Raw genomic sequence first — 20,816 nt, forward strand, 5'->3', positions numbered from 1 at the left:
ACCCTCCCATGAGTTCTCGCGTGAACTTTGCCGGACGCGGCTCGACGAGCGTTGGACGAGGCAGCTCAATACCGCGTCGGTCTTTCAGGGCCATCGCTGCTCTTGCTGGTAGACCAGCTGAGTTGAACGCATCAGCGCCCTCGGTGCGCTGCTCACCTGTTATCAGCGAGGTTCCGAGGGTAGCCGAATTGGGCTGCTCACTCAAAGTGATCGCGTCGATCACCGGACATGAGAGCCTGAAGGAATTGGAGCGCTACACCAAAGCGGCTGAGCAGAAGCTACTAGCTCGACAGGCTATTGACGCGTTAGCGACACCCCCCGCCACGGATTAGCGTCTTCTGCGTCCCCTGATAGCACTTCAAAGGCGCGATCGATTTTCTGCATGTCCCATACCACTACGCCGCTGCACCTGATCGGCTGAGGCATGGCGCCCTCTTCGACCCAGCGATCGAACGTCGAGGGCGATAGGCCGCAGTAGAGGGCAGCATCTTCACGCCTCAGCCTCCGGCGGGGCGCGACATGAGCGCGGCGATGTTGGGGCCAGTCGGCCCTTTGGCTTGTTCCTGTCTCATATGATCTCGATACCCCATCCCCAAATTCCGTCCGTAACTAGTTTGCCCATCGAACGGCCCCATCAGCCGTTAAGCCTGCTAGCGGTCCCGTTGAAAGACCCTCTGCCTGTGCCTACCTGTGCCGTCCCATATGGACGCCGCCGCATGCCTGCCCGCTCCTATAGTCGCTGGGCCGGCCACTACCCACCCCGCAGCCCGCGCGAATGGATCACCGCCCATGCGAGCGATCGTACCTCCCTTCTTCATCTTTAAATGGTATCCAACACCTGCAAGCAGCCGATCTGTACAGTTCAAGGGACTGGCAGCCCCAGGGTTTTCCGGCTTGCCAGCAACAGCTGATCTTGTTGCTGTTTGGAAAACGACCAAAGGGCAACTGTTTCAGAACTATCGCGCAATTTTCACAGTGTTGGACGTTCCTGTCGTACCGCGTGGGTGGCTGGCTAAAGCCATCCTGACCTCAGCATGTGATGCACCCCCGTTGTACAAGGCGTGCATGATGTCCCGCCAATCTGGGTGAAGGTCTTCGAGCTTCATTCGAGGGCGGCCTACTGCGTTCGGCTCTTCCCTATCCCGCCCGCGTCGAGATTTGTTTGGTCACAGTGCATTATGCGTACAACTCACCAGAAGATAGTCACTTCGATTGCAATCGGAGGGTTGTTTGAGGAATCATCGACCGATTCCTCTTTGGAGGTGGGCGTGAAGGTACATGTACTGAGCTTGGGCGACCCGGTCCCTCTGTTTTACAACCAGGACCTATCCAATCACGTCGATGCTCGCGTGCGTGAGTCGCTTGCTGCTGTCCAGAGTATGAATGCCGACGCTTTCCTCAACGCCCCGACGGACGACATTATTGCCGACCTCGTCGCAAAGCACACGATCCCGGTCCCCACACTCCGGGCGGATCAAGCATACATCGACGGGCCCCATGAAGTGGAAATCCGCCTCCCCGATTATGGTCGCGAGGCTCGCCTGAGGGGCACTCTGTTGGCCCTCATCATCCCTTTCGAGGGTGAAGCAGGAATGTTCTACGTCAATCCGGGTCGATGGGGTGGCGCGTTACGCGGTAATCTCCACTACAACAATCTCGTCCTTGCCATGAAGGGCGAAAACCTCGAACCGGCTGCTGTTGATAAACAGTTCAAAGCCCGCATCCAAGAAATCGAGGATTACCTCAACGCCCAGCGGGCAATGGCGGACGCGCATCGCAATAGCCTGCCAAATCGGTTGAGACCCGAGATTGAGGCGCGCAAGAAGAAGCTACTGGAAGCCCGTCAGATGGTCGCTGGCCTCTCCTTCCCTATTCGCGCCAGGCCAGACACGCCAAAGACCTATGTGGCGCCAGTGACACGGCGCAAGGTCATCACCACGCCGCCTGCGACGACCGCTCCTTTTAATCCTGAGCCTGTCCTCGACCAAACCAATTACGAGGCTATCCTTGGCATCATCGACTCCATGGCGACTGTTATGGAACGGAGCCCCACAGCCTTCACGACCATGGGCGAAGAAAGCCTTCGGCAGCACTTCTTGGTGCAGCTCAACGGGCACTTCGAAGGACAGGCTACTGGCGAGACGTTCAATTTCGCCGGCAAGACTGACATCCTCATCCGGGACAAAGATCGGAACATCTTCATCGCCGAATGCAAGTTCTGGGGCGGCGAGAAGGCGTTTCTGGAGACCATCGATCAATTGCTTGGATATCTGAGCTGGCGAGACACCAAGGCAGCAGTCATCATTTTCAACAGGAACCGCAACTTCTCAGGCATCCTCCAGACCATCCAGGAGGCCATTCCAAAACATCCTCACCTGAAGCGCGCGTTGCCGAAACGGAGCGAGACCTCATTTCGGTATTTGTTCGGAATGCCGATCGACCATAACCGCGAGTTGCAATTAACCGTAATGGTTTTCAACATCCCGCAGCCGACTTAACAGGCCAGAGCATGCTTGACCTCAAACGCAAAACCGACCTTCAGCGCCTGGTCGACGAAGGATTGGAAGAGAGCCTTACGCTCGACTACAAAGCCTCGCCTTCGCTATCTCGCGACGGCAAGAATCCCGAAGAGCTGTGCAAGGATGTCAGTTCCTTGGCAAACTCTGGGCAACTCATTTACGGCGTCGAGGAAGAAAAAGCCACCAGCAAACCATCAAAGGTCGATGATGGTGTTGCTGACCCCAAAATCACGAAGGAATGGATTGAGCAGATCCTGAACTCGAAGGTCCAGCCGCGCATGGATGGCGTTCGAATAGACCGGGTTGACATGGAGACCGGCAAGTTCCGCTACGTGATAACCGTCCAACAGTCGCAGATCGGGCCCCATCAGGCTCCCGATGGGAAGTTACAAGCGGTTCAATTTCCAGTCAGTGCCGATGCACGACTACGGAATCCGAGACATCATGCGCCGCGCCACAACGCCGGACTTGCATGTCGTTCTCTCGTTCCCGCAAGGAAACAGGCTCACCGTCCAGTACGCGTCTCACCAAGAGCTTTCGCAGACATTTTTTCTGGACTGCACCGTCATCAACAACTCACCCACCCCCGCGACCTTTGCGATCGTTGAAGTTCTCATCGACAACGACCTCGTCGATCCGTTCGCTATTGACCCGTTTATTCAGGTGGGAGAGATCGACCAAGCGCCAGCGCCTAAACTCCGTATCTACCGCCGGACCATCTCGGCGCCACCTCATCTGCCGATTTTCGAAGAAGGTGTTGCTGATTCTCACAAGGCGCAAATCTCGCTTCAGCTTCCTTCCTCACTTCTCGGCAGCAACTACATCTATCTCCAAACAAAGATCATGGCCCAGGGCGTCTCTAAGCACGAGGACTGGGGGATCATGGTCAAAGGGGCCACGCTTGAGCTAATCCCGCCCACTTCTCCTCTTCTCGTACGGACCATCTGATGTCCGAAGACGAGAATACACCTTACATGAGGGCTCTTCGAGCCTACGAGAAAGAGCGGCAAGAGCAGTTAGAGCTGGCCCCGGTTGTTTGGACAGCGCCCCGCTGGATTTAAGTGGATTCCTGCCGGGTTATGCTGAACGCGGGGCTTTACGATTTTGTCGTTGCGTCGGGAGGGCGTAGCCCGACCAGAGCGACGACAAAATCGTCGGCGACGGTCATGCGGCCATCACCATAGCTTGCGTGCCGAAGTAAGCCTCGTCGGGCGTGCGCCCGTCAAGGCTCGAGTGAGGGCGTCCCTGATTGTAGAAGGCCAGATACTTGGCAATTGACGCTCGCGCCTCGGACACGCTGTCGTAGGCGCGGAGATAAACTTCTTCGTATTTGACCGTGCGCCAGAGCCGCTCGACAAACACGTTGTCGCGCCAGGCGCCCTTGCCGTCCATGCTGATGGCGATCTTCGCGTCCAGCAGCACATCGGTGAACTCGAGGCTGGTGAACTGGCTGCCCTGATCCGTGTTGAAAATCTCGGGCCTGCCGTGCTTCGCCAACGCCTCCTGGACCGCTTCGACGCAGAAGGCCGCCTCCATTGTGATCGAGACGCGATGGGCCAGGACCCGTCGGCTGAACACATCGACGACCGCCGCGAGATAGACGAAGCCACGCCGCATCGGAATGTAGGTGATGTCCATTGCCCACGCATGGTCGGGCCGGTCGATCTTCAATCCGCGCAACAGGTACGGGTAGATCTTGTGACCCGGAGCCGGCTTGCTCGTGTTCGGGCGACGATAGACCGCCTCGATCCCCATGCGCTTCATCAGCGTCGCGATGTGGCGGCGACCGGCGTATACCCCCTCCCGCCGCAGCAACGATCGCAGCATACGCGCTCCCGCGAAGGGATAATCAAGATGCAGCTCATCGAGCCGACGCATCAAGGCAAGGTCCTCGGCCGAAACTGGCCGAGGTTCATAGTAGACCGTGCTGCGAGCCAGCTTCAGGACCTTCGCCTGGCGCACGATAGAAAGATCATGACCGCGGTCGATCATCGCTTTGCGCTCAGCAGGCCCGCCTTGGTGAGCGCGCCGGACAAAAAATCGTTTTCCAACGCCAGCTCGCCGATCTTGGCATGTAACGCCTTCAAATCGACCGGCGTCTCGGCCGATGTCTTGTCATGCCCAAACACGCCGGCGGCGCCTTCCAGGAGCTGGTTTTTCCAGATCGTGATCTGGTTCGGATGAACATCAAACAGTTGCGCCAGCTCCGCCAGGGTCTTGTCGCCTTTGACCGCAGCCAAAGCAACCTTCGCCTTGAATGCCGGAGAATGCGTCCGGCGGCTCTTCTTCGTCATCTTCGCTCCTGATTCGCAGCAAGAATCCTCGCCGCTGTCAGGCAGAAAATCCACTCAAGCTACTGTCCGAATTTGCGGGGCCAGCTCTGTTCGCCACTGGTATCGACGCAATCCCACTAGATATCTCAGATTTGCAGCGAGCTATGAGCCAGATTGTACGAGAGGACATTCGGTTCGTCCCCGTAATCGCTTGCGCGTTTGCCGACGACGAACTGGAACGAATGTTCAAGCTGTTTCTGCCCAATGATATCCCAGGCGGAAAGAGCAGCATGCTTGGGCAGTTTGGTCCAATATCGAGCCTCTTCACACGAATTCAGTTCGCGTTTGCTTTCGACATGGTCCATTCGGATGTCTTGTTGACGCTCGATAAATTGCGCGGCCATCGAAACAAGATTGCCCATAAGTGGGACCAGGATGCGGATTCCGATCGATGTCGCCCAGGATTCCGAGATGATCTCGCCCACCATTCCGATTTGAAGTCGCCCACCCGTTCCGAGATGATGTCGCCCACCATTCCGGGATGATGTCGCCCGGGTGACGAGACCTCTTCTGGCTCCCATAGGGTCAACCTTTCAGTTTTGCGAAGGGGGACCCTGGATGCCGACGGAGAGGCTTGCGATGCGCCGCGTGCGCGATGTGATCAGGATGAAGGCGGCTGGGCTGCCGAGCCGCGAGATTGCCCGGCGGATGGGCGCGGCGCCCTCGACAGTGCGGCTGACCATCCGGCGGTTCGAGGCCGCGGGCCTGAGCTGGCCGTTGCCCGACGAACTCACGGACGCGGCCCTGGAGGCCCGCCTGTTCGCCAAGACCGGCAACGGTAACCGGCAGGGTCATCGCCGCATAGCCGAGCCCGACTGGGCGGCGGTGCACCGCGAGCTCAAGCGCAAGCACGTGACGCTGTCGATCCTGTGGGAGGAGTACATCGGCGCCGAGCCCGGCGGATACCGGTACTCGCGCTTCTGCGAGCTTTACCGCGCCTGGGAGGGACGCCTGTCGGTGACGATGCGCCAGGCGCACGCGGCGGGCGACAAGCTGTTCGTCGACTACGCGGGCGACGGCGTGCCTGTGGTGGTCGACCGCCTCACCGGCGAGCGGAGGACGGCGCAGATCTTCGTCGCCGTGCTCGGCGCCTCGAGCTTCACCTACGCGCAAGCGACGTGGACGCAGGGGCTCGCCGACTGGATCAGCGCCCATGTTGGCGCCTTCGCGGCGATCGGCGGCGTCCCGGCGCTCTTGGTGCCTGACAACACCAAGGTCGCAGTCATCAAGGCGAGCCTCTACGACCCGCAGATCAATCGCACCTATGCGGAGATGGCCGCGCATTACGGCACGGCCGTCTTGCCGGCGCGACCTCGCAAGCCGCGCGACAAGGCCAAGGTCGAGCAGGCCGTCCTCATCATCGAGCGCTGGCTGCTCGGCCGCCTGCGCCACCGCGTCTTCTACAGCCTCGCGGAGGTCAACGCAGCGATCGGCGAGTTGCTCACCAGGCTCAACGAGGAGCGGCCGATCCGGCGGCTCGGCGTGACGCGCCGCCGGCTGCTCGAGGAGATCGACCGGCCGGCGCTCAAGCCGTTGCCGGCGAGCCCCTACGTGCTCGCCGAGTGGCGGATCCGCCGCGTCAGCCTCGACTACCACGTCGAGGTGGAGAAGCATTATTACAGCGTTCCGCATCGCTTCGCGCGTGCCGAGGTCGAGGTGCGGTTCACCGCCCGCACCGTCGAGATCTTCCACAAGGGCGAGCGGATTGCCGCGCATCAGCGCATGAGTGGCAATCACAAGCACACCACCGTGCCGGAGCACATGGCCTCCAGCCATCGGCGCTACGCCGGCTGGACTATCGGGCGTATCCGCCAGGACGCGGCCGCGATCGGGCCGGCAACCAGCGCATTGTGCGACCTCATTCTCGACGAGCGCTCGCACCCCGAACAAGGCTTCCGCGCCTGCCTCGGCATCCTCAGGCTCGCCGCCTCCTATGGGCGCGAACGGCTGGACGCGGCGGCTGCGCGGGCGATCGACATCGGCGCGCGCACCTATGGCTCGGTCAAGTCGATCCTCGCCAACAATCTCGATCGGCGTCCCGCTCACCAGCGCTCCGCGGACGATGCGCCGATCCTGCATGCCAACATCCGCGGACCGCGCTACTACAATTAGGAGACCGTCCCTTGCTGACCCATCCGACCCTCGACCGCCTCAACGCCCTCGGCCTCCACGGCATGGCCAAGGCCTTCGCCGACATCGAAGCCGCCGGTGAGGCTGGCAGCCTCGGTCACGCCGAATGGCTTGCTCTGCTGCTCGAACGTGAAGCCTCGCTGCGGCACGACAAACGGCTCGCCACTCGCCTGCGCTACGCCAAGCTGCGCCAGCAGGCATGCGTCGAGGACATCGACTACCGCACCCCACGCGGTCTCGACCGCCCGCTGTTCGCCAAGCTTGTCGAGGGCCGTTGGATCGACGACCACGTCAATCTCCTGATCTGCGGCCCGGCAGGCGTCGGCAAGAGTTGGCTCGCCTCGGCGCTCGGCCACAAGGCCTGTCGCGACAACCGCTCCGTGCTCTATCAGCGCGTCCCGCGGCTGTTCGATGACCTCGCTCTCGCGCGCGGCGACGGTCGTCACCCACGCCTGTTGCGCGGCCTTGGCCGTGTCGATCTGCTGATCCTCGATTTATGTGCAGCGCGCAGTGATGTGGAGTTGAGGGTTGACAGTCGGCGCTGGTCCGGTTTTTGACAGCCCCCAACTCCACATAATTTACCCTGTAGGTCATAGCCTCTTCAGCCAATCAACAATGTTGATCGCCGCAGAAGAGACGTGCCCGGCGCGAGGCGGTGCGAGGATCTCGGGGAACACCTGCATAAGCGCTTGGCGTTTTAGATCGATGTCCGCCCTTGCATAGATCATGGTTGTGTTCAGCGACGAATGCCCAAGCCATTGGCTGATGGTCGCGAAGTCGACTCCCGCCTTCAGGAGAAAGATGGCGGTCGTATGCCGCAAGGAATGGGGATGAATCCGCTTCTGCTGCAGCGTGCGGGTTGCGTTGGCTCCGGCCGTGATGTGCTTCTTGAGCAGGTAACGAACGCCAAAGCGGGTCAACTTGTTGCCCTGGCGGTTCACGAACAGCGGAGCGTCGCGGCCTCCCGAATGAGCAGCACTGTTCGACAGTTCTTGCAGAAGTCGTGCGGTTTGCGGCCAAATTGGACACAATCGCGTTTTGTCGCCCTTGCCGCGCAGCCGGATTTGATGAGGAGGATCAGTGCGGATGTCGCACGGCCGCAGATCGAGGATCTCCTGAACACGGGCTCCAGTGTTGAGCATCAGTGCGAACAATGCATAGTCGCGCTTGCCCCGTTCTGTGGACCGGTCGATCGATTTGAGCAACGCTTCGACTTCCTGCGGCTCAAGGTATTCGATCGGCTTGCTCCGCGCGCCGCGTTTGAACGGTACGCCTAGCACGCGCTGCAGTTCGGCGAGATAGGCGGGCTGTTCGGTTGCCAGAAAGCGAGAGAACGTATGCAGCGCCGCAAGCCGCGCATTGCGAGTGGCTACTCCATTGTGACGCTCAGCCTCCAGAAACGCCAGGAAGTCCTGCACCTGCTTCGCCGTGAAATCGACAAGATCGAGATCCTCGATAGCCTTGGCCGTTTGCGACGAAGTAAAGCGCAGGAACAGAACGAGTGCATCCCGGTAGTTGCGTATGGTGTGTCGGCTGGTGCCCCGGAGCGTCGGCAGATACTCTCGGAAGAAGCGCTCGATGCTCTTGCCGAGCTCGTTAGGTCTTTGGGATCTCATGCGGCACCTCCTGTGATGAGGTGGCCGAAATGCCTCTCGAGCCGATCGCTGGCCGCAGCAGAAAGTTGTGGAATCCAACGGAGGTAATAGGCAGTCGAAACAATTGAGACGTGCCCCATGTACATCGCAAGCTTTGGCAGATTGGATTGGACATCCGCCCCTTGCTGGTACCATCGCAACAGCGACCCAACGGCAAAGCTATGACGAAAGTCATGCACCCGCGGGATTCGCCCGTCGGGGCCTCGAACGTTGGCAATTTGGAATAGCGTTTGGACTCCTTCCCGCAGTCCGGTACCTGTGTAGCCGCGCACGCACCCCTTGGTATTGCAAAGTAAGGGTGAATCCGCCGAATGGCTCAAAGGTGATCGAAACCGCTTCCTGAGGTACAACCTCAGCTCCCGACAGGCATCCGGCGACAACGGGACGATCCGCGACTTGTGGAACTTCGACGCACGAATGTGCAAAATGCCATAGCGGGCATTGACGTCGGCCAAGGTGAGACGCAGCAGTTCGCCCCTACGGAGCCCCGCGGTGTAGAGCAGGACCACGGCAAGTCGCATCACCGCTGGCCGCAGCGGCGAACTTGACGTCGGAGCCAAACGATCGGCTATGGCCAACATCCTGGCGACTTCGGCCGCCCCAAAGATGATCGGCGGTGCATGGGGGCTCCGACGTGGGAAGCGATTGATATCCGGAACGAAACAACTTGGCTCGGTACGCTGACGATAGAGACAAAAGTTGCGCACGATACGCTGGCGATTGCGCCGCGTGTTTGCAGAAAGATGACCTTGAGACACGCACCATCCCTCGAAGAGCGCTTGATCGAGGTCAGTACAGGTGTTCTTCTCCAGAAATAGACGCAGAGCGTCGATTACGCGCTCCTCATGAACATAGCCGCGCCCGAGTGAACGTTGCCTCTGCAAATAACGGTCAACCGCTTGGTTGAACGCGCTCGCCGATAAGGTCGCGCTCATGCTGCGTCCTCCTCGATGCCGATGGTCGCCGTTGGCAGAGGAAGCGCGACCTCTCGTAGGGCCCCGGTCTGCAGCCGGAGATAGACACAGGTGCTCTCCAGAGTTCGATGGCCGAGCAGATCACCGATCACCTTGATGCCGACACCACGATCGAGCAGACGCATCGCAAACGAATGGCGCAGGCAGTAGGAGGATGTATCCTGCAGCGGCAGACCGCTCTGACGTGCGCGCTTCTGGTAGAGATCGCCTATGGCGTAGTGCGTGAGGGGACCTACCGGGGTGCTTGCGCGGAGGAAAAGTTCGCGGTGCGCCCCGCCGGGCCGGCCGCGGCGCAGATAGCGCCTGAGGATGCGTATGGTTTGTTCGGCTAGAGGAAGCGCCAGATCTGATCTGGTCTTACACTGCTTGACGCGGAGCGTCCGGCTATCCCAATCGATGGAGCCAGGCGTCAGTGCGATGATCTCGGAGGGCCGCAGGCCGTAATGCGCCATCAAATGGAGGATCGCGTAGTCTCGCCAGCCAAGCCGCTCCGATCGGTCGATGGAGCGCAGCAGCCGCTTTACAAGCGGCCAAGCCAGAGCTCGAGGCGGTCGTTCACCTCGGTAGGCGCGCGGCGCGTCAATTGCGTCGAGCCGTTGCCGGATCTCGCCCTGGTCGAAGCAAAACCTAAGAAAGGCGCGGAGGCGAGCGACAACGTGCTGTAGGGTTTGTCGCTTAATGCGCCGCGCATTGGTCATTACGAACCGTTCGACTGTGGCAGCTGACAACGCATGCAGCGGGGCGCCAGCTGGCAAAGCGTGCGCGAGCAAGCACTTCACTGTTGCGATGTGCTGTTCCACGGTCGCGCTGGTAAGGCCACGCACCTCCGATAGATGCCATCTGTAGCGATCAAGAAGCGCTGAGAACGGCTCGGGTATTGGTTCTTTGACGAACAGCCGTCTCGCGATGAGAAAACGTTCAACGGCGCGTCGGGTGCCTTGCAATGATGCGGGGGCAAATGCTTGCGACAAGAACCCTCCCGAAACGCCGGTATCGCAATCAAGCCGCGTTGAACACATCCGGTCGAGAGCTTCCTTTAGGCCTCGTACGTGGTGGCAGGCCGTAGATCGGGCGTAGCCAGCCGAGATGAGCCAAGTAGCGAAATCTTCCAACAAAGTGCCATTGGGCGATGCCGTGTAACCCGCGTGAACCTTCCGGAATAAGTGTTCGAGCATGGTTGCCTCCTTCGGATGAACGAGAGAGAACCACGCTACCGTCGTCAGTTATGTTGAGTAGGGACGGTCGAAGCGGCTGTTAATAGCGGGGAGATCTATATCGCTCCACATCACTGCGCGCTGCACATAAGTCCAATCACGTTGAGCTCAACGTGACTCGACGACTGGGGACCCGAAGCGCTCACTGCCGACCAACGCCGTGATCTACTCGAGATCGTCGATGACCGCTACGACAAGGGATCATTGTTGATCACGAGTCAGGTTCCCGTGCCGCAATGGCATGACGTGATTGCCGATCCCACACTCGGCGACGCCATATTGGACCGCATCATTCACAACGCCCACCGCATCGAGCTCAAGGGCGACAGCCTGCGCCGACGGGCCCACGATAGGACAACAGCGTGACCACCGCGCGCCCGATCGCCCCACCGGCCCACAGGTCCCTCCCGCGCGCGCCGCTGCGTCGCTCGTGGGGGCCACTCCGCGCCGCGCGCGGGGCCCTCCCATGGACCGATGGACCGATCTCCAAACCCTCTCCGCCCGTCTTGACCAGGAAGACCATTTCCAGCACACATCAACACGTCAGTCGTGTTCGCCTCCGCAAGTGATCGCCATCGTCTGGAAACCGTGATCACGATCGCCTGGAATCACTGATCACCATCCCTGGAATACGCAGACGCAAAAGACGTGGATCGCCGTGGCCTTTAAAATCTCCGGATGAGGCAAGGATATCGATTGCTTTGCTCCTTTGGCTCCATCGATCACAAGGCGGACCGTTTCTCCAGCACGCAAAAGATCCTGCAGGATGCCTATCGGCCGGACGAATTCCGGCTCGAGTTCACGGATACACACATAACTCTTGCGTGGTCTTCGTGGGTTCCGTGAGTTTAGCCGAAAGGTATCTACCCCGGAAAGGTAGAGAGCACGTATCTTCTCAGGCTCGGCACTTGCCGGACCGACTGTTGCCACGATCTTGGCGTGACGCGAGCGACGCAACGTATCCCCCATCCGAAGATTGTGATCTATCTAGAACCTATCTCAAAATTGTCGAAACAGGATCAGCAGGCAAGCGAGCTGGACGAAGCCGAGGAAGTTTTGCGGATAGAACTCCCAGCGGACCAGCAGGCGCCGCCGCCACTGTATCCAGGCGAAGAAGCGTTCGACTAGCCAACGCCGAGTATAACGACGGAGCCTGCGGCCGTCCTGGGTGAGCGACCTCACTCGGTTTGAACGATGTGGCGCGATCATCTCGATGCCTTGTGACCGCAGTTCATCGTCGAGCGCATCGCTGTCATAGGCGCGGTCGCCGATCAGGTTCTCTGGCTTGGCCTCGATCATGTAGAAGTCGAAGCAGAGCTGTACCAAGCGCACTTCGTGATGGTTCGCGGCATGCGTGCTCACTGAAAGCGGCAAACCGTGGCGATCCACAATCGCCATGATTTTTAAGCCCTTTCCGCGCCTCGTTGGGCCGATCTCTGCACCGCCGCCTTTGGCCATCGCAAAGGTCGCGTCGATGAAACACTCCTCTTCGTCGAGCAAGCCTTTCTCGCGAAGTTCGTTGGCGATATCGGTCAGAACGCGTCGCAACACTTCATTGCGACACCAGTTCTGAAAGCGACGATGTACGGTCTTATAGTTCGGATAGCACTGCGGCAGCATGTGCCACTGCGCGCCCGTGTTCAAAATCCAAAGAGCGGCTTCGAGAACTTGACGCGTCGCAATCGGCTTCCGGCCCGGCCGGCCGTCGGCAAGGTGCTCTTCCGGAAAGTGTTTCCGGATGCGCTCCCATTGCTCGTCCGTCAGCCGAATCATCTTTCCTTTATAGCCGATCGACGCTGATCTTCAATTTTGAGATAGGTTCTAGCCATAAAGACCAAAGCAGACCATTACGGACTGCGGTCGACGGTAGTTGAGCAAGCCAATGTCCTCTTCGTCAGTCGCTCAACACCATGCGATGGAGGCTATTGGCAAAGTAAATCCTACTTTGAACCGATCCACGACAACCATTGTTTCAATGCGCTTTATGTCTGAACTTTCGTCTGTAAGGCGCCGGGCAAACCGCTCGTAATCTTCCATATCGTTTACGGTAACTAGCAAGACGAGGTCAGCCAGACCTGTAACGTAGAATGCGCTCATCACTTCAGGCATCTTGCTAATTTGCCTCTTTAGACGATCAACGGTATCGGCACGCGCGCGCTCCAAGCAAATGAGAACCACTGCAGTCACATTCCGCCCAATTGCTTTTGGAGAAATGATGGAAACGTCGGCCTCTATGACGCCCGTCGATCGAAGGCGCTTCAGCCGACGTTGAACTCCGGATGCGGATAGGCCGACCTTCCCTCCAAGTTGTTCACTACAGAGGCGATTGTCTCGTTGGACGAGATCAAGAAGACGAAAATCGATCTTGTCGAGTTGCATCACTGCCTCGCGGCCAGCGGATTGCGATCGCGTCGGGGAAGCAGACGCCTGGGCCGCTCGTCCTGACATTTTCGACTCCTCACTACGCCGCCTAGCTGTTGAACGATCGATTTTTCCCGCTGTCATATGTCTTGGAATACCTGTTGGGAGCCCAGCTCTTTGCGATACATCGAAGACGGTCGATGCGGCGATCTCCCCCTCCGCCGGGGCTCACCAAACTCGAACCCGGCCGCCCTCTCGAGGATGTCGCGGGTCGGGGCCGACGTTTCTATCGATGCGCGCCCCGGACCCGAGCACATATTCCCCGCCACAGACGAGTGTGGTAGACGGTCAACCTCTGGAGGCGACGGCTTTTTGCTCCTGATCAGCGGAAAGCACTATTGCGTTGACGGTGCGATATGCGAATACGATGGCGGGACCGATTGTTATGCCTGCCCCAGGATAAATTCCGCGCATCGGCGACGTCATGTCGTTCCCGCAAGCATAAAGACCCTGGATTGCGTTGCCTTGTGCATCCAGGACGCTTCCGTAAGTCCGTCGCCAATCCGGTCGCCGTGCCAAGCGTTGCCGGAACGATCGGCAGCGCGATAAATGGTCCGTCTTTGATTGGTCCAAGATTTGGATTTTTTCCGACGGTCGGATCGCCGAGCGTGCGATTGAAAGCCGATTCCCCACGCTTAAAGAGGGGATCCCGTCCTTGGGCAGCGTGCCCGTTGTGTTCCTCGATCGTCTTTTGAAGCACAGCGGGATCTAGTCCCGGCTGCTTTGCGAGCTCAGCAATCGTTTCATGCGCCCGCCAAGCCACGCAGAGGCTGGTACTGCGTGTTGGATCTGAAATCCATGCAAATTGGCTTATGCCCGCCCGGCGCATCATCCGCTCGATCCGGCCGCGGGCGCTCGACCTCTACCAATTTGCTTCTGAACCTGCTCGTCGCGAGCCGATCACACTTGGAATTTGGCCGGATGATTTCTCTGCGTCCGCCGCCGCGCGCGAGACGGTCCCCGCGCACGCCCAGAGGTGTGATCTCGGGGTCCGCGGCCTTCAGTTTTTCGCAGGCCGCGGACATCTCCGGCGGAGCCGTTGGGATTTCAACGCCGTACTTGTCGAGAATGTCCTTGCGGTAGAACAGCTGGATGTTCTCAAAGCCATGCGCAATGGCCCAGACCTGTCCGCTTCCCGGCTCGATCTGCCCTTCTTTGACCTTCCAGGTCAGCGCATCCCGAAGTGCAGGGAAGAAATCCTGGTAGTCGTAGCCCGCCGCCGTGAGTTTCGGATCGTTCAGATAACTGTCGAGCGGCTCAAGCAATTGACCTGGCGCAAGATCCCAAGCTGGTTGAATTCCCGTCCCCACGACGTCCCAACCCGGTGACTTAGTACTGAGCTGGATTGTCAACTTATTCCAATAGGCATCATCCGGATAAAGCTCCGGCGTCACCTTGATGCCCGTGAGCTTCTCGAACTCCGGCAACTGTGCTGCGACCGCGTCGGCATACGGATGAATGTCATAGGCCCAGACGATCGAGGCGCCTTCAAACTGGCGCCAGTTGATGTCGTCCGCCCTGACTTGGGTGAATACCACGGCCGTTCCAGCCAAAAGCGTGGTGCAGACGAGAACGTTTCGGGCAAAACTCATCCTATAACCGCGAGAAGCGGCGAGCTTCCTTGTCATCATTCCCTCCTCTAGGCTCTTTGGCCCGTAAACCCACGCGCCCTCCTCTTCCAGGGTCGCGGTGCAGGGATGCTAATCCGTCATTTTTCCGCCTTGAGGCGGTTTTCAAACCACGTTGGGTAACATTGGGTAAGATCCAAATTCACGCTTGGTGCCGACCGATGCACCTGGTGGGTAAGACAGCATCACGGTCGGGTTCCGTGAAACAGGTCCTTCTCGGCAAAGCATGATCGCTTTCGCTGACTTGGCATCGACCTGACGAGGGGCCCGGCCTTGGGACCGGACGCGCATGCGCTCGGCACGCTTGACTTCCAAATAGCTGAAAGCAGGGGTGCCAGTCCCACGCGATTCGACCGCAGTCGATAGCTCTTCAGGACTGAGAGGGTCAGTGGCCGGACTCCGAGGGGCAATGAGTTCGAGAGTCCGTCATCATCTCCGGCGTATCGAAGCTGATCCTTGCTTTCTTGATCGGCGTACGATCTTGCGGTGTGCTAGCCATGTTCGGATTATCCTCGCTGGCTGTCCAATAATCAGCTAGATTGCCACCCAGAAACAAGACCTCGGTCTCCTCGCTCGGTATTCCCCCTAACCAATCTCGCAGCTCCTCATCTCCGGGAGCATGCCCACGCTCTAGAATATCGTTGATCTTTTTGATCGGCCAGGCGGTGACGCTTGGTACCGTATAAGCGTGCAGCTTCTTAGCATTCTTTGCAATCCCGTTCGCGCCATGCTCGCTGTCGTCCTTTGAAAGGAGCAGTCGCGAGGGGGTCTGGCACAATGACACAAAAGCACTCTCTGTAACGCCTTTCGTGTGCCATGCCGCGAGACGCGCCATATCAATTTCGTCCTCCCTTTTTTGCTAGAGTTTTCGCCGCCGATGCAGCGAGACCGAACTTTGGACCACCCGCAGCCGCATGCTGTTCGTGCGGGCCTATCCGCGGGAGACGCACGAGATGGTGTTCGATGCCCACGAAGGGGCGTTCGCCCTGTTCAAGGTCATCTGCGGCCGGGGCATCAACGACAGCATGAAGACCGCGGTGAAGACGATCTTTGTCGACAAGGATCGTCGCTAGAATCGCCGCTTTCAGCAGATGTGCAGCCACTATCTGATGGACCCGGTTGCCTGCTCGCCGGCGTCGGGCTGGGAGAAGGGCCATGTCGAGAACCAGGTCGGGCTGTTCCAAGAACGTTTCTTCACGCCGCGGCTGCAGTTCAAAAACATGGACGAGCTAAACGCCTGGCTGCTCGACAAATGCGTCGCCTACGCCAAGGCTCATCGCCATCCGGAGCTGGCCGATCAGACGATCTGGGACGTGTTCGAAACCGAACGGCCCAACTCGTTCCTTATGCCGCGCTTCGACGGCCTCCATGCGGTGACGGCATCGACGAAGACTTGCCTGGTGCGCTTCGATAACAACAATTACTCAGTCGCAGGCAGCGCAGTCGGACGCCCGGTCGAGGTCCAGGCTATACCGATCGCATCGTGATCCGCCAGGATGGAAGGATCCTTGCGGAGCATCCACGATCCTTCGGACGCGGCGAGACGACCTCCGATCCCTGGCATTATGTGCCGGTGCTGGCTCGCAAACCCGGCGCTTTGCGCAGTGGTGCTCCCTTCAAGGATTGGGTGCTGCCGGCCGCACTTGAGCGGATCCGGCGCGGGCTTGCCAGCACTGACGACGGCAATCGGCAGATGGTCGACATCCTCAACGCCTTGCTGACTGACGGTCTGCCCGCGGTGGAAGCCGCCTGTGCCGAAGCCCTCGAAGTACGAAGATGCGGTGGCGCTAATTGACACCCGAATGGGCGGGGGCTGCACGGTCCCTACATGGGCGGGAACCGTTCGAAACTTCAAACTGAGACACGACTCGAATTTCAATCGAGCTCGGGAGCCGCGGCAGCGCTCATATATAGCGCTGCCGTCCCTCCGGTCTAGGCCGGCCACAAAAACATTTGGCCTGCCCGGGCTTGCTGCCCGATTCAGTCAAAACTTGTAGGAGGTCTGAAAGAACGTTCCCCAACGCTCCATGCTGTACTTCGCAGGGGTGTGTGCACCGTAATTGAAAGAGACATCGCTGTCCCCCCCGGTCCACATCGCCCAATACCGGGCCCCAACACCAATGCTGAAGTTTTTGCTGAGAAAGTAAGACAATGTTCCTTCCACCTGAACGCCTGCACCACTTCGCCCGCGCTGATCGTAGAAAGCTGTTTCAGGGCGTAGAAGATGGTTGTCGCGACCAGTAAAGTCGGTCCACGGCAGGTAAGCAACGTCGGCGCTCACGCGCCAGCGCTCGAGCAGCATCGCCTCTGCGCTCATGCCGATACGCGGCGCATTCCAATTGGTGTCTTGACTGCCGGTGAGCCGTTTCGATAGCGGTACCGCGCACGGCCCCACCGGCGAGGCGATCTGCGCGCATCCCCTGGAATCCGATTTTTGGCCGTAGTAGCCCCATCCGAAAAAGGCGCCTAATTTGTAGGCCTTATCGCGCAGAAAGTCATATCCGGCGTCGGCCGTGTAGTACATGAATTTCCCATTCGCCTGGTCTGATAACGTGTTGGTATAGCCGAGGCCGCTGAGACTTGAATCCTCGTCGTTCATCTTTCCCTTCTCGAAGCGTCCGAGGCCAACATTGCCCTTCATGAATATTCCCCAGGGACTATCAAGACGTGCGAAAAGCTCGCCGGAAATGCCGTCCAGCCCATGATAGGTGAGCCTCGAACTCGGAATGACGCTATCGCCAGGCATCAGAGGTGGAAGATTGTAGTCCCATTGGAATGTTCCCCTGCTGAGCCAGACCCGTGAGCCGCCTTCAATCGACCAATCATCGGGATATGCACGATGACCGCCCCCCCCTCCGTCGTTGAACAGCGATCCACGGGACCATTCCGGCTGACTCGGGCCGCTTCCGAAATGATAATTCAAGCCGATCTTTCCAACTTGGTAACTGCTCGATAAGTTGCTTGCGCTGGCGGGGATGACGGCGAGCGGCGGGAACTGCATGGTCGGAGGCGTCGCCAGGGGCGGTCCAGCAAACCTCATATAGTCGTATTCAAATTTGAGCGACCAAGCGGCCGTCAAGGCTTGCTCCACACCGAATCCGACAGTCCATCCGAAACGACCGTAGTCAAATTGCGTAGTGTGCTGCGGAAATCCGGGAGACCCGTCATCGTGAAATTCGTCATTGTTAGCGATGCTCCCGCGATTGTTCTGCCAGGCTGCGCCGGCCTTGGCATAGGTGAGCGTGCGACCCTGGGCACCAAAAGTGTAACCGATCCGAGCGGTGCCTGTGACAAAGACGTTCGGACCTGCCTTGCAGGTGGCGATCACAACATTACCGGAGAAGGCAAGACAGCTATTTGTGCCGTCGGACACAGCATGGCTTACATCCAACTCGGCGCCAAGAACCCATCCGTTGCTTTGCCAATTGTAGCCGATCTGACCGCCGGCGAGGAATATTGGCGTGTTGACGATGTCGCCATAGATTGATGGCCCGTAGGGATTGGTGAAGGACGTGCGGCCATAACCACCACCGCCGTGAAAGCCAACATATCCTCCAGTCCAGCTCCACAATGTCGACGAGACTCTCGCCGCCGGGGTCAGGTCCGCTGAGTTAGCGAGACTGCATGTTGCAAGCGAAACTACTGCCGCGCCGCAAACAAGAACTCCACTTCGCATATCACCTCACAAACAACATGCGCGCCATTCGCAACGTAGCCCGAACGGTCGTTGTTCTGGCGCCGCTCCCATGACGGTCGCAGTGAGCAGAATCCGTGCCACCCTGAATACTGCGTATTCGATGTTTTTTTCCATGGCCACGTCGGATAGCCGACAAGACCGGTCACAGCTGCGACAAGTCGGGCGTTTGAGCGCCGAGGTGCGCAATCATCGCAGTGTCAAGGCGCGTGTACCCGGCGGCTAACACAGAAGCCCGTCGGGCGTCCGGCGCTGACATGGGTCCACTCCAAGGAGTGTGTGGTGAGGTCCGTCGATGCGATCGGCGCGTCAGGTGGTAGCAACGAGGGTGAATTCTGCGGCGTCGCGCTTTACTACTTGGCGATCGCGACCTGGGTCCCATTTAAACAAGCACGCCTCCGCCTTGACCGCTCTGAAAATGTCCATCAGCGTCGCTCCGGCGCGTGCAACACTCGCCCTTACCTTCATCGCGATCTCAGGTGAGGCGCGTGCATGCGCGTCCAATCCATGCCGCCCAGAAGTGCTGACAGCTGGACGCATTCATCCGCATCACGCCGGCCATGATGGGAGGCCATTTGAAGCTACTGCCATCAAGCCGCTTCCAGTACATCACAAGGCCGCTGCCATCCCAGACGACAATCTTCACCCGATCGGCGCGCTTCGCACGGAACACCACCGCCACGCCCTTCATCGGGTCATGGCCCAGCGTCTCCTTCGCCAGCAACGCTAAGCCCTCCGCACCCTTCCTGAAGTCGACAGGCTGCGTCGCCACATAGATCATGAGGCTCGCGGGCATCGTCAGCATGAACGTGTCCGTCGCAGTGCCAGCAACACATCGCTCAACACAGCAAGGCCAGGCGCCCCGCGCAACTCCACGCGCGCGCCCTGGAACTCAACCGTCACAATGGCTGCCTCCGGCGACCCGGAGGGCTCTGTGGCCGCCGGCAACGCTGATTCCGACACCACCGGCACGAACGACAGTCCGCTGCACGCGCTGCGGTCGTTAAGCTCACACTCCGGTACTCCGGCATGGAGAACCATATCCCGCGCTACAGCTGCAACCGTGCCTGGATGGATAATGGCGGGGCCCACTGCATCGCCTTCGGCGGACTGCGCGTCGATGACGCCATCGAGGAATCGCTGCTTGGAGTCGTCGGTCCGGGCGCTGTCGCCGCCGCAACCGCTGCCGCCAAGGGAGCCAGGGAACGGCGCGATCAGGTACGCGATGCTCTCAGTTGCGACCTCGAAGCGGCGCGCTATGCCGCCGACAGGGCTTTCCGGCAATACGATGCCGCTGATCCCGCGAACCGGCTGGTGGCCAGTGAGCTGGAAGCGCGCTGGAACAGGGCGCTCGCTCACGCGGCGGAGGTTGAGGCCAAGATCGCCATGCATGATGCGGCGACGCCCGCCCCCATTGCCGATCCAGTCTCGCTCGGCGTTCTGGCCTCGAACCTCAAAACGGTCTGGGATGCGCCGACGACGGATGCTCGCCTCAAGAAGCGCATTGTGCGCACCCTCATCCATGAGGTCGTGGCCGATATCGACGACGCGGCCTCGGAGATCGTTCTCATCGTCCATTGGGTGGGGGGCGCCCACAGCGAGTTGCGCTTGCCGAAGCGCCGGCGCGGACAGCGCAACAGCACCTCTGCCGATATCGTCCAGGCCGTGCGTCAACTGGTGCTGATCGCCAGCGACGATCTGATTGCCGGCCTCCTCAATCGCAACGGCCTCAAGACCGGTAACGGCAATCGCTGGACCCGCGAGCGCGTCACATCAATGCGCTCGAACTACCACATCGCGGTGTTCAAGCCTGCCGAGGACGGGATCGAGCCATGGCTCAACCTTGGCAACGCCGCAAAGCTCCCGAAGATCGCGCCTAAGACGCTCCGGCTGGCCGCTGAAGCCGGCGAGATCGAATCCATCCATCCTCTTCCGGATAGTCCTTGGATCTTCGCCCACACCTGGCTGATAACCACTGCTGCTCAATCTATCGCCGAACGAGCGCGACAGAACCCAAAATACCCCGCGGGATCGCATCCCGCTCAACAAACTCTCTTCTCTTCAATCACATAGCCAGATGGGTGTTCTGATGCGCAGTTGTAGTATCAGCGCCAAGTCTCCACTTTTTCCTGGGCGTCTGCAAGGGACAGGAACCAATGGGCGTTGAGGCATTCGGCCCGGAAGCGGCGTTGAACGCCTCGATAAAGGCGCTATCCGGCATGATGTAGCCGGTGTCCCGTGTTTCCAG

At 59.5% G+C, this 20,816-nt stretch carries 16 protein-coding genes and 7 pseudogenes; 9 read left to right on the forward strand and 14 right to left on the reverse strand.

Annotation, left to right across the window (positions count from 1 at the left end; all coding sequences use genetic code 11):
* Positions 1–789 precede the first annotated feature (789 nt).
* The 4 genes and pseudogenes from ACVWW6_RS01165 to ACVWW6_RS01180 all read left to right on the forward strand — a co-directional run bounded on the left by ACVWW6_RS01165 (position 790) and on the right by ACVWW6_RS01180 (position 3,467).
* Positions 790–1,089 (forward strand): hypothetical protein, encoded by a 300-nt coding sequence (locus ACVWW6_RS01165; RefSeq protein WP_456679958.1) that lies wholly within the window; start codon positions 790–792, stop codon positions 1,087–1,089.
* Positions 1,090–1,268: 179 nt separating this feature from the next.
* A complete protein-coding gene (locus ACVWW6_RS01170) occupies positions 1,269–2,498 on the forward strand; it encodes a hypothetical protein (protein ID WP_456679959.1) in 1,230 nt (409 codons plus the stop codon).
* Between the two features lie 11 nt (positions 2,499–2,509).
* Positions 2,510–2,824 (forward strand): annotated as a pseudogene (locus ACVWW6_RS01175) (AlbA family DNA-binding domain-containing protein); the annotation flags it as partial.
* Between the two features lie 73 nt (positions 2,825–2,897).
* Positions 2,898–3,467, forward strand: a complete 570-nt coding sequence (locus tag ACVWW6_RS01180) for a hypothetical protein (protein ID WP_456683255.1) — start codon at positions 2,898–2,900, stop codon at positions 3,465–3,467.
* A gap of 216 nt (positions 3,468–3,683) precedes the next feature.
* On the opposite strand, the gene ACVWW6_RS01185 is transcribed toward ACVWW6_RS01180, so the two are convergent.
* Both ACVWW6_RS01185 and ACVWW6_RS01190 read right to left on the reverse strand, forming a co-directional pair.
* A protein-coding gene (locus ACVWW6_RS01185) for an IS3-like element ISRj2 family transposase (protein ID WP_456679960.1) occupies positions 3,684–4,813 on the reverse strand; the annotation gives its coding sequence in 2 pieces (ribosomal slippage) (positions 3,684–4,561 and positions 4,561–4,813; 1,131 coding nt in all).
* Positions 4,814–4,938: 125 nt separating this feature from the next.
* Positions 4,939–5,280 (reverse strand): hypothetical protein, encoded by a 342-nt coding sequence (locus ACVWW6_RS01190; protein ID WP_456679961.1) that lies wholly within the window; start codon positions 5,278–5,280, stop codon positions 4,939–4,941.
* A 151-nt stretch (positions 5,281–5,431) separates the two neighbouring features.
* On the opposite strand from ACVWW6_RS01190, the gene istA reads away from it, so the two are divergent.
* Both istA and ACVWW6_RS01200 read left to right on the forward strand, forming a co-directional pair.
* Positions 5,432–6,964: an IS21 family transposase gene (istA, locus tag ACVWW6_RS01195; protein ID WP_083780767.1), complete on the forward strand. Its 1,533-nt coding sequence runs from the start codon at positions 5,432–5,434 to the stop codon at positions 6,962–6,964.
* 11 nt (positions 6,965–6,975) lie between these two features.
* Positions 6,976–7,476: pseudogene (locus tag ACVWW6_RS01200) on the forward strand (ATP-binding protein); the annotation flags it as partial.
* 96 nt (positions 7,477–7,572) lie between these two features.
* On the opposite strand, the gene ACVWW6_RS01205 reads toward ACVWW6_RS01200, so the two are convergent.
* From ACVWW6_RS01205 to ACVWW6_RS01215, 3 genes are read right to left on the reverse strand one after another with little or no spacing between them, the layout of a single operon-like run.
* Positions 7,573–8,598, reverse strand: a complete 1,026-nt coding sequence (locus tag ACVWW6_RS01205) for a tyrosine-type recombinase/integrase (RefSeq protein ID WP_161532258.1) — start codon at positions 8,596–8,598, stop codon at positions 7,573–7,575.
* Positions 8,595–9,572 carry a tyrosine-type recombinase/integrase gene (locus ACVWW6_RS01210; protein ID WP_161532257.1) on the reverse strand — a complete coding sequence of 326 codons (978 nt, stop codon included), beginning with the start codon at positions 9,570–9,572 and terminating at the stop codon, positions 8,595–8,597. Before ACVWW6_RS01210 ends, ACVWW6_RS01205 begins: the two co-directional genes overlap by 4 nt.
* Complete coding sequence (locus ACVWW6_RS01215) at positions 9,569–10,582, reverse strand: tyrosine-type recombinase/integrase (RefSeq protein WP_246740240.1); 1,014 nt, start codon at positions 10,580–10,582, stop codon at positions 9,569–9,571. The genes ACVWW6_RS01210 and ACVWW6_RS01215 overlap by 4 nt, the downstream gene beginning before the upstream one ends.
* A gap of 360 nt (positions 10,583–10,942) precedes the next feature.
* Here ACVWW6_RS01215 and ACVWW6_RS01220 point away from each other — a divergent pair.
* Positions 10,943–11,191: pseudogene (locus ACVWW6_RS01220) on the forward strand (ATP-binding protein); the annotation flags it as partial.
* Positions 11,192–11,485: 294 nt separating this feature from the next.
* Here the strand turns inward: ACVWW6_RS01220 and ACVWW6_RS01225 are convergent.
* From ACVWW6_RS01225 to ACVWW6_RS01250, 6 genes and pseudogenes are all read right to left on the reverse strand, one after another.
* Positions 11,486–11,782: pseudogene (locus tag ACVWW6_RS01225) on the reverse strand (pyruvate kinase); the annotation flags it as partial.
* A 42-nt stretch (positions 11,783–11,824) separates the two neighbouring features.
* Complete coding sequence (locus ACVWW6_RS01230) at positions 11,825–12,598, reverse strand: IS5 family transposase (RefSeq protein ID WP_161533254.1); 774 nt, start codon at positions 12,596–12,598, stop codon at positions 11,825–11,827.
* A 129-nt stretch (positions 12,599–12,727) separates the two neighbouring features.
* Positions 12,728–13,204 (reverse strand): Lrp/AsnC family transcriptional regulator, encoded by a 477-nt coding sequence (locus tag ACVWW6_RS01235; RefSeq protein ID WP_097669726.1) that lies wholly within the window; start codon positions 13,202–13,204, stop codon positions 12,728–12,730.
* A 330-nt stretch (positions 13,205–13,534) separates the two neighbouring features.
* Positions 13,535–14,078 (reverse strand): annotated as a pseudogene (locus ACVWW6_RS01240) (FAD-binding protein).
* Entirely contained in the window at positions 13,990–14,874 is an 885-nt protein-coding gene (locus ACVWW6_RS01245) for an ABC transporter substrate-binding protein (protein ID WP_456679962.1), read from the reverse strand. The pseudogene ACVWW6_RS01240 and the gene ACVWW6_RS01245 overlap by 89 nt, the downstream one beginning before the upstream one ends.
* Positions 14,875–15,259: 385 nt before the next feature.
* Positions 15,260–15,709, reverse strand: a complete 450-nt coding sequence (locus ACVWW6_RS01250; protein ID WP_456679963.1) for a hypothetical protein — start codon at positions 15,707–15,709, stop codon at positions 15,260–15,262.
* 73 nt (positions 15,710–15,782) lie between these two features.
* On the opposite strand from ACVWW6_RS01250, the pseudogene ACVWW6_RS01255 reads away from it, so the two are divergent.
* A pseudogene (locus ACVWW6_RS01255) lies at positions 15,783–16,639 on the forward strand (Mu transposase domain-containing protein); the annotation flags it as partial.
* Positions 16,640–16,858: 219 nt separating this feature from the next.
* Here ACVWW6_RS01255 and ACVWW6_RS01260 read toward each other — a convergent pair.
* The gene (locus ACVWW6_RS01260; protein ID WP_097669724.1) at positions 16,859–18,550 is read right to left on the reverse strand and encodes an outer membrane beta-barrel protein; all 1,692 of its coding nucleotides are present in this window, start codon (positions 18,548–18,550) and stop codon (positions 16,859–16,861) included.
* Between the two features lie 493 nt (positions 18,551–19,043).
* A complete protein-coding gene (gene tnpB, locus ACVWW6_RS01265; protein WP_097669723.1) occupies positions 19,044–19,373 on the reverse strand; it encodes an IS66 family insertion sequence element accessory protein TnpB in 330 nt (109 codons plus the stop codon).
* Positions 19,374–19,597: 224 nt separating this feature from the next.
* On the opposite strand from tnpB, the gene ACVWW6_RS01270 reads away from it, so the two are divergent.
* Positions 19,598–20,641 (forward strand): hypothetical protein, encoded by a 1,044-nt coding sequence (locus ACVWW6_RS01270; protein WP_271565843.1) that lies wholly within the window; start codon positions 19,598–19,600, stop codon positions 20,639–20,641.
* A 35-nt stretch (positions 20,642–20,676) separates the two neighbouring features.
* Here ACVWW6_RS01270 and ACVWW6_RS01275 read toward each other — a convergent pair.
* Positions 20,677–20,783 (reverse strand): annotated as a pseudogene (locus ACVWW6_RS01275) (integrase core domain-containing protein); the annotation flags it as partial.
* Positions 20,784–20,816 lie beyond the last annotated feature (33 nt).

It is taken from the genome of Bradyrhizobium sp. USDA 3311 (assembly GCF_054062495.1).

Excerpts from the sequence above, each read along its gene's own strand:
- tnpB (WP_097669723.1), bottom strand. The coding sequence starts at position 19,373 with ATGCTGACGATGCCCGCGAGCCTCATGATCTATGTGGCGACGCAGCCT.
- ACVWW6_RS01180 (WP_456683255.1), top strand. The coding sequence starts at position 2,898 with ATGGGAAGTTACAAGCGGTTCAATTTCCAGTCAGTGCCGATGCACGAC.
- ACVWW6_RS01165 (WP_456679958.1), top strand. The coding sequence starts at position 790 with ATGCGAGCGATCGTACCTCCCTTCTTCATCTTTAAATGGTATCCAACA.
- ACVWW6_RS01230 (WP_161533254.1), bottom strand. The coding sequence starts at position 12,598 with ATGATTCGGCTGACGGACGAGCAATGGGAGCGCATCCGGAAACACTTT.
- ACVWW6_RS01270 (WP_271565843.1), top strand. The coding sequence starts at position 19,598 with ATGGAGAACCATATCCCGCGCTACAGCTGCAACCGTGCCTGGATGGAT.
- ACVWW6_RS01210 (WP_161532257.1), bottom strand. The coding sequence starts at position 9,572 with ATGAGCGCGACCTTATCGGCGAGCGCGTTCAACCAAGCGGTTGACCGT.
- ACVWW6_RS01260 (WP_097669724.1), bottom strand. The coding sequence starts at position 18,550 with ATGCGAAGTGGAGTTCTTGTTTGCGGCGCGGCAGTAGTTTCGCTTGCA.
- ACVWW6_RS01235 (WP_097669726.1), bottom strand. The coding sequence starts at position 13,204 with ATGCAACTCGACAAGATCGATTTTCGTCTTCTTGATCTCGTCCAACGA.
- ACVWW6_RS01250 (WP_456679963.1), bottom strand. The coding sequence starts at position 15,709 with ATGGCGCGTCTCGCGGCATGGCACACGAAAGGCGTTACAGAGAGTGCT.
- ACVWW6_RS01205 (WP_161532258.1), bottom strand. The coding sequence starts at position 8,598 with ATGAGATCCCAAAGACCTAACGAGCTCGGCAAGAGCATCGAGCGCTTC.
- istA (WP_083780767.1), top strand. The coding sequence starts at position 5,432 with ATGCGCCGCGTGCGCGATGTGATCAGGATGAAGGCGGCTGGGCTGCCG.
- ACVWW6_RS01190 (WP_456679961.1), bottom strand. The coding sequence starts at position 5,280 with ATGGTGGGCGAGATCATCTCGGAATCCTGGGCGACATCGATCGGAATC.
- ACVWW6_RS01245 (WP_456679962.1), bottom strand. The coding sequence starts at position 14,874 with ATGACAAGGAAGCTCGCCGCTTCTCGCGGTTATAGGATGAGTTTTGCC.